The sequence below is a fragment of the Nostoc flagelliforme FACHB-838 genome, from assembly GCF_014698065.1.
In the GTDB taxonomy this organism is placed as follows: domain Bacteria; phylum Cyanobacteriota; class Cyanobacteriia; order Cyanobacteriales; family Nostocaceae; genus Nostoc; species Nostoc flagelliforme_B.
Window position 1 is genome coordinate 1 of sequence record NZ_JACJSI010000324.1, and the last position, 6,720, is coordinate 6,720.

General features: G+C 39.8%; 5 protein-coding genes. 4 read left to right on the forward strand and 1 reads right to left on the reverse strand.

The genetic code is table 11. The features are described 5' to 3' along the window. The 3 genes from H6G97_RS42360 to H6G97_RS42370 all read left to right on the forward strand — a co-directional run. Positions 1 to 585: hypothetical protein (locus H6G97_RS42360; RefSeq protein WP_206759162.1), on the forward strand; the 585-nt coding region annotated here is incomplete at its 5' end. 411 nt (positions 586 to 996) lie between these two features. Further along, entirely contained in the window at positions 997 to 2,145 is a 1,149-nt protein-coding gene (locus H6G97_RS42365; RefSeq protein WP_199350062.1) for a tetraprenyl-beta-curcumene synthase family protein, read from the forward strand. Positions 2,146 to 2,341: 196 nt separating this feature from the next. Continuing rightward, positions 2,342 to 3,457, forward strand: a complete 1,116-nt coding sequence (locus H6G97_RS42370) for an FAD-dependent oxidoreductase (RefSeq protein WP_190946545.1) — start codon at positions 2,342 to 2,344, stop codon at positions 3,455 to 3,457. Positions 3,458 to 3,595: 138 nt separating this feature from the next. On the opposite strand, the gene gntT is transcribed toward H6G97_RS42370, so the two are convergent. Then, entirely contained in the window at positions 3,596 to 4,921 is a 1,326-nt protein-coding gene (gene gntT / locus H6G97_RS42375) for a guanitoxin biosynthesis MATE family efflux transporter GntT (protein WP_242055971.1), read from the reverse strand. A gap of 692 nt (positions 4,922 to 5,613) precedes the next feature. On the opposite strand from gntT, the gene H6G97_RS42380 reads away from it, so the two are divergent. Further along, positions 5,614 to 6,081 (forward strand): GFA family protein, encoded by a 468-nt coding sequence (locus H6G97_RS42380; RefSeq protein ID WP_190946546.1) that lies wholly within the window; start codon positions 5,614 to 5,616, stop codon positions 6,079 to 6,081. Positions 6,082 to 6,720: the final 639 nt, after the last annotated feature.

Genomic DNA, 6,720 nt, shown 5'->3' on the forward strand with positions numbered 1-6,720 from the left:
GGAAGTGACGAGAAGATGATGCAGTTTAAGGCACTGGCTGTAACGCATCGGCACGTTATCAAGAATTACTTGAATGTAACGATTTCTGAAAAACACACACCGATTGCGATCGCTCAGAAGTTACTTGCCAAGATTGATTTGAAGTTGGATTATGTTGGTCGGTTAGGTAAGCGTGAAAACCGGGAGTGCGTTTATCGGTTTGTTGCCCCTGATGATCAGCGCAATTCAATTTTTGGGCAGTGGTTAAATCGAGATGAAGCGTTTTCAAGGGAATCGGTGTCAGTCACGAATAATATAAGTACAACTACACCAGTCATTGACACCACTCTCCAGGATATTCCTCAAACACTCACGCCCGTGGAAAGTCCTGTTACCCAAGGATGGAAGGGGCTGAACCTGAAAATGCGCCTTGGACTCGACAGCGCTGGTCAGTTCTACCAACAGCTAGTCTCCACAATAGGCAAAGCTATCGGCGTTGCTGATGGTGAGCCTTACTGGAACGCATACCTGGGGCAGTGGCAGGTTTGGGTTAAGTTTGCAGACGAGTGTAGGTCTGTGGTGTGCGATTGGTTAATTGCGGTGTAGGTCATGTACAGTACGTCCAAACAATGACGACTAGAAGCAGATTACTGGCAACAGATTGCCAGCGCAAACCCATAACCGATAGCAATAACAGTAATGGCATGGGTGGAGATATTTACAAGAACATGAAATCACAACGCCAATAAAAATCAGAATAACCGCTCGTCCTTATCTGTCTCACCCCTCTAACTTAGGGGGATAGAGACAATTACTCTTTTCGATTTTTATCAGTTTTAGGGAAATCATTAGCCTTGAGCAAGCCAATTTTCCCACAAATTACTATTCTTAACTTATTAAGTATGTCTAATTATACATACTATTTTAATCCAACCTGTTTCAAAGGATAGGTAAATTTTAATGTTTTAAAGTTTACTGTAAAAAACAGTTAATGATTAATTTTGATAAAGAATACTGATGTTTGTAAATCAGGCTCATAATCATAATAAAAATATCAAAGATTTCCTTCCAAAAACTTTGTTATTGCAAGTTCCATCCAGTTCTGCAATGCTGATGCTGAGAATCTATTATGATGTTATCCCACGAGTTCATAAATATTTAAAATTCTGGAAGAAAAAAGCTGAACTAATTCCTAATCCTGAATTACGTAAGCAGGCTTTACTAAGTATAGAAACTAAAGCTTTTCACTGTGAAGGTGGTTCTATCTATGGATTACTTGCCAAACAAGAAATTGAGCAAATAATCTGCTTTATTGTTGCTTATCAAACAATTAGCGATTATTTAGATAACCTATGCGATCGCAGTACTTCCTTAGATCCGAAAGATTTTCGTACTCTCCATCAAGCTTGTTTAGATGCTTTGACACCTAGCGCTAAATGCATTAATTACTACCAATTTCGTCAAGAGCAAGACGATGGCGGCTATCTGATGGAATTAGTAAAAACTTGTCAAAATGTATTAAGGGAGCTACCGTCATATCACGTAATTGCCCCTAGTTTATATCATCTGGCTGATTATTATTGTGATTTACAAGTTCATAAACACGTTCAAGTTAACGAGCGGGTTCCTCGCTTAGAAGCATGGTTTGAAAGACATCGTAACCAAATTCCTCAAATGAAGTGGTATGAATTTTCAGCTTCTACTGGCTCAACATTAGGAATTTTTTGCCTTGTGGCTTATGCAAGCGATCCAGATTGCTCCGAGGAATTAGCTACAAAAGTTAAAACCAGCTACTTTCCTTGGGTTCAGGGGCTTCATATCCTACTTGATTATTTTATCGACCAAGAAGAAGACCGCATAGGTGGGGATTTAAACTTCTGTGCTTACTATAATAATGGGCAAGAAATAAGTGAACGGTTTGCTTATTTTCTTAAACAGGCTGATCAAGCTGTTTCTCGTTTACCACATAAGCACTTTCATCGAATGATTAATCGAGCTTTATTAGGTGTTTATCTGGCTGATGAAAAAGTTAACGAACAGAAAAATATTAAAAAAACGGCAAAGAAAATTCTCCGTTCGTGTGGCGGTTCATCACTCTTTTTTCTGTGGAATATTATGATTATGGCTCGGATTCGGTATCGAAAAATCTTAGTACAAGTAGTCTGATGTACCAAAAAATATAACTAACTAGATATTAGTTATAAAGAAGCAAGCGTATCCATCATCTGAAAGTCCAATACAAGTCTGTTATCTATTACTTGTCTAAAAAATCAGAAAGCAATTCATCAGTTTGTAAAATTGTTGGCATCCTTTTAAACTATGTTCATGGATAAAGACAAATTCTAATAAGGATGATTTAATCATGTCTAAAATTGTAGTCCTTGGGGCAGGGCCAGCAGGGTGTTCCGCAGGTTATCACTTGGCTAAAAGCGGACATCAAGTCATGCTTATAGATAAAGACTGTTTTCCCAGAGATAAGACTTGTGGTGATGGAGTCAGCCTTGGATCGGTTCAAGCATTATCCACAATGGGGATATATCCACAGGACATCAAACGTTTAGCCTCTGAGTACGCTCAAATCGATGGGTTTCTGCTCGGAGTTTCAAACGACATTAGCCATCTGTGCCCCACTGAGCTTAAAGGCTATTGCATACCTAGATTTGTATTCGACAATCTTCTTTATGAAAAAGCAATTAATGCAGGGTGTGTACAAAGAACGCAGAGGGTTGGCGATATTGAACGCTATCACCAAGAACTTTATCATGATTTTGATTACATAATTGATGCACGCGGTGTATATGCAGGAGAAGCCAATGCGATCGCAATTAGAGCTTACTGGAATATAAAAGTCGCAGATTTTCCAAAAACCTATCTCTCAAAAGCTCAAATTTACTTTGATAAAACTCTTGGGGTTAATGGATATGGTTGGATATTCCCCGTAGCGGTAGACTCAGAATTAGTCAAGCTTAATGTTGGTGTGGGAGTGTGGATAAATGAATATCAAAAGAACAACATAAACATTATTCGGCTTTTCAATGAATTTGTGCAGCGTAATCAAGCGACAAAAGAACTCTTAAGCCTAGTAGTTAGTCAGCAAAAACCTAAAGCTTATCCCTTAGCCACCGCAAAACGAGCTAACACAGTCAGCGATGGTAAGGTTTTCAAAATTGGTGATGCTGCAAATCTGACAGATCCTTTGACTGGTGAAGGAATTGCAAATGCTATTCTCAGCGGCTTACACGTGACGCAAGCGATTAATATGAGTACTAGTCCAGAATTAGCATCTGAAAATTGGCAGCGCCTTTATCAGCTGTACTTTGAGCCAGACCTCAACGCTGGTTTACAGATAAAGTCTTTTAGGAAATTCTCATTGATAAATAAGTTATTAATCTGGCTGATGAATAGGAATAAGCCATTGGCAGAGCAGGTAACTTATACTTTTGCCGGCTTAATTCCTTATAAAAAGCTACTTCCGTGACTCACGTTATAAACGTTAATCCCTGGTATTCCTGGATGAAAAGGTGTAGAGAATTAAGAAGATGTTGTAGTATGTGACATACTCGCATTTTATCGTCTTAAATACTACCTCTAAAACCCTATCTCTAACGTCCTGCCCTCACTGTCTTTTACAAAATGATTTTGGTACGCACAATGCCAAAGTTATTGTTCTTGTTGCCATAAATAAAGACATTGATAGCCATAGTAAATGACTATTATGGAAATACCAAGTTGTAATTGCTGATGGAATAAAACCAATTACAGTGGCTTTCAGCATAGCTTGACGAAGTGTATGACCTTGAGTCAACCCTAGAAAATAACCGTCTAGTGCATAAGCGACTGAGCCAAAACCTAAAACTGGTAATAACCAAGGAATATAAGTGCGTAAATTATTGATAATTTCAGTATGATTAGTCAGCAATCTTAACAGTGATTCTGAGGCAAAAATAAATGCAGTAGAAAACATCAATCCGATAACCAAGCTACTGACTACAGAAGTTTGCAACAGTTGTTTTAAAGAAGTAATATTTCCGCTACCTTGAAAAATTCCAGCCAAGCTCTCAGTAGCGAATGCCAAGCCATCAATGAAATATGCTGCCAAGCTGACCACTTGCATCAGGATGGTATTTGCCGCCAGAATTTCAGTTCCTAACATAGAACTAAGGTTGCTAAACATCACCATTGTCGAAATTAAAGCAAAAGTCCGAATAATAATTTCTCCATTCAGCATTAAAGCTGATTTTAAAGCAGACAGGTCAAATACTTCCCCAATTAAACGTTGTATTTGTTTAAATGAAATTGTTTGACAATATAGCAAAATACCTACCACCAGCATGAGATACTGACTAGTGGCTGTCGCTAACCCAGCTCCTCTACTTGACCATCCCCACTGAACAATAAATAGATAATCTAGTAGTACATTTGCACAATTGCTAATAGCTGAAAGCAACAACACTTTACTACTTTGTGCTTGTCCAAGAAACCAACCAATCAAGACAAAGTTAATCAATGTTGCTGAGGCACCCCACACTAAAGCATTATAGAAATCGACTCCAGAACTTTTAACTTCTGGTGTAGCACTTAGAATTGCAAACCCTAATATTTGCAAAGGTTGTTGAAATATCAGGATGGCGAGTCCTAATATCAGTGCTAAAATTCCATGCTGTAAACCAATCAATACTGCCGATTGGTTATCTTTACGCCCGATCGCCTGTGCAACCATTCCAGTTGTACCCATGCGTAAAAAACCAAATGTCCAATAAATATAATTGAATAAAATTGTTGCTAGTGCCACACCTGCTAAATGACGAATCTCCGTTAAATGCCCTAAAAACATTACATCTATTAGTCCTGCTAACGGAACCATTAGATTTGAAAGAACATTTACAGATGCAAGTTTTAGAAAATGGCGGATGAATACTGAACGTTGAGCAAAGATAGACAAAATTACTAAATCCCTTGACCCCTGCTAAAAATTGTAATTTAGAAATAACAACACTAACTAAGGTGTTCCACATTTAAATTGCATATACTAGGCAGGCAGGATGCTTACCCACAAGAGCTATCGATATCTAGCATCCTATTCTCCCACAATGCGCTCACTTGGAAAAACCTATCAAATCGCTTATCGGTTACATAAAAGCGATCGCCTATGCGGGTTTTTAAACCAAGTAAAGGTACAACTTGAGGCTTTGTTGTGTAGGCGATCACCCAATTACACCTGATCGGGGTTCCAGAAGAACAGCACCGTCAACCCAATTCGCAATTGTGAATTCGCTTTTTCGCCTATTAAATCAGTGTTAGCTCTGTACTCACCACTGTCTTTTTGACCACTAACCTACGGTGTGGTGGGAGCTTGTACCCACTTTTAGGCAATTAATCAATTAATTTAATTCGCTTTTCCGCCCTAATAAAAATTGCGAATTCTTTGGTCAAGCGTTGTTTTCTGCCTGTGGGGTTGCCTAACAAGCAGCAAAAAATCGCCCCTCGGTTTGCTGCAAAATACTCCCCAATTTTGGGCACGGTTTGCAATAACACTATATTGCTTTCTCTTCCCTTTTTTGTATTTGCAGATAATTCATAAAATATTATTGTTAGTTAAGAATGAAGATGAATAGAGAACGGAGGCGGCAGATCATGAACGATTGGAATTTGCCTTGGTCAGGCGGATGTCGTTGTGGACAGATACGGCTTCAGGTAAGTGCCCCGCCTCTGCTGACGATGGCTTGCCACTGCACAGGTTGCCAGCGAATGACTGCAAGCGCTTTTTCTTTAAGCGTTGCGATTCCAAGCGTTGGGTTCTCAATACTAAAAGGTCAGCCGACTATCGGCGGTTTGCATGGCGCGACCCGCCATTACTTCTGCCCGCATTGTATGAGTTGGATGTTTACTCGCCCGGAAGGAATAGACGAGTTCGTTAACCTTCGTGCGACGATGCTAGACGATGCCTCATGGTTCACGCCTTTCATCGAAACTTGGACAAGGGAAAAGTTGTTATGGGCCATGACCTCTGCGGTTCATAGCTTCGAAACTCTGCCCAAAGAAGAAGACTATGCTTCCCTGATAGAAGAATACGCCAAGCAAGCGTCGAAACCTACACTCTGACAAACTGTTTTGGAACGGATTTACGACTGGCTCTCGGTGCGAACGCTTACAAAACCGCTCCTCTCGAAGACTACTGGCCAATACTTCAGTCCATCAACTCAAAGGGTTGCAGTCAGGTTTGGGAGATTTTAGCCACAAAAGTCAGAAACTTTCTTCTTTGAACTGAAGCTTGTTTTAGCCGGGTTCTGTTCCAAGAGAAAGTAGGTTCGCCTTCGCAATAGCTCGATCTTCCTTCCAGGGCATGGGAAAATTAGGAACCTGAAAGCGATCGGGGGGTATGAACACAGAGGCAGAACTCAGTGATTCTTGGTGGGAACGGGTCAAATATTATGCTCATTTAGCAATTGAGTGAGCGAGTGGAACACGGGATTGATACGGCCAAAGGATTACTCAGTACTCTAACGATTGATGAGCGGTGGGGCGTGATCTTGAAGTTTGAAGATATTGAACCGGAGAAGTTTGGTTAACTGATAGCTAAAGCGCCCGATTGGGTGGAGTGGATGGCTTGAATTATCTGTTGATTATTAGAACTCTTGCATAAATATTTTGTGGTATCATTATGGGTTATTCTAGTTTCAGTTTTCGGCAATTCAAATAGTAAGAGTTTATAAATTTTTTTGAGCAAGTATTGTCAAGCAA

Coding starts and splice junctions, on each gene's coding strand:
- H6G97_RS42365 (WP_199350062.1), top strand. CDS start 997: ATGTTTGTAAATCAGGCTCATAATCATAATAAAAATATCAAAGATTTC.
- H6G97_RS42370 (WP_190946545.1), top strand. CDS start 2,342: ATGTCTAAAATTGTAGTCCTTGGGGCAGGGCCAGCAGGGTGTTCCGCA.
- H6G97_RS42380 (WP_190946546.1), top strand. CDS start 5,614: ATGAACGATTGGAATTTGCCTTGGTCAGGCGGATGTCGTTGTGGACAG.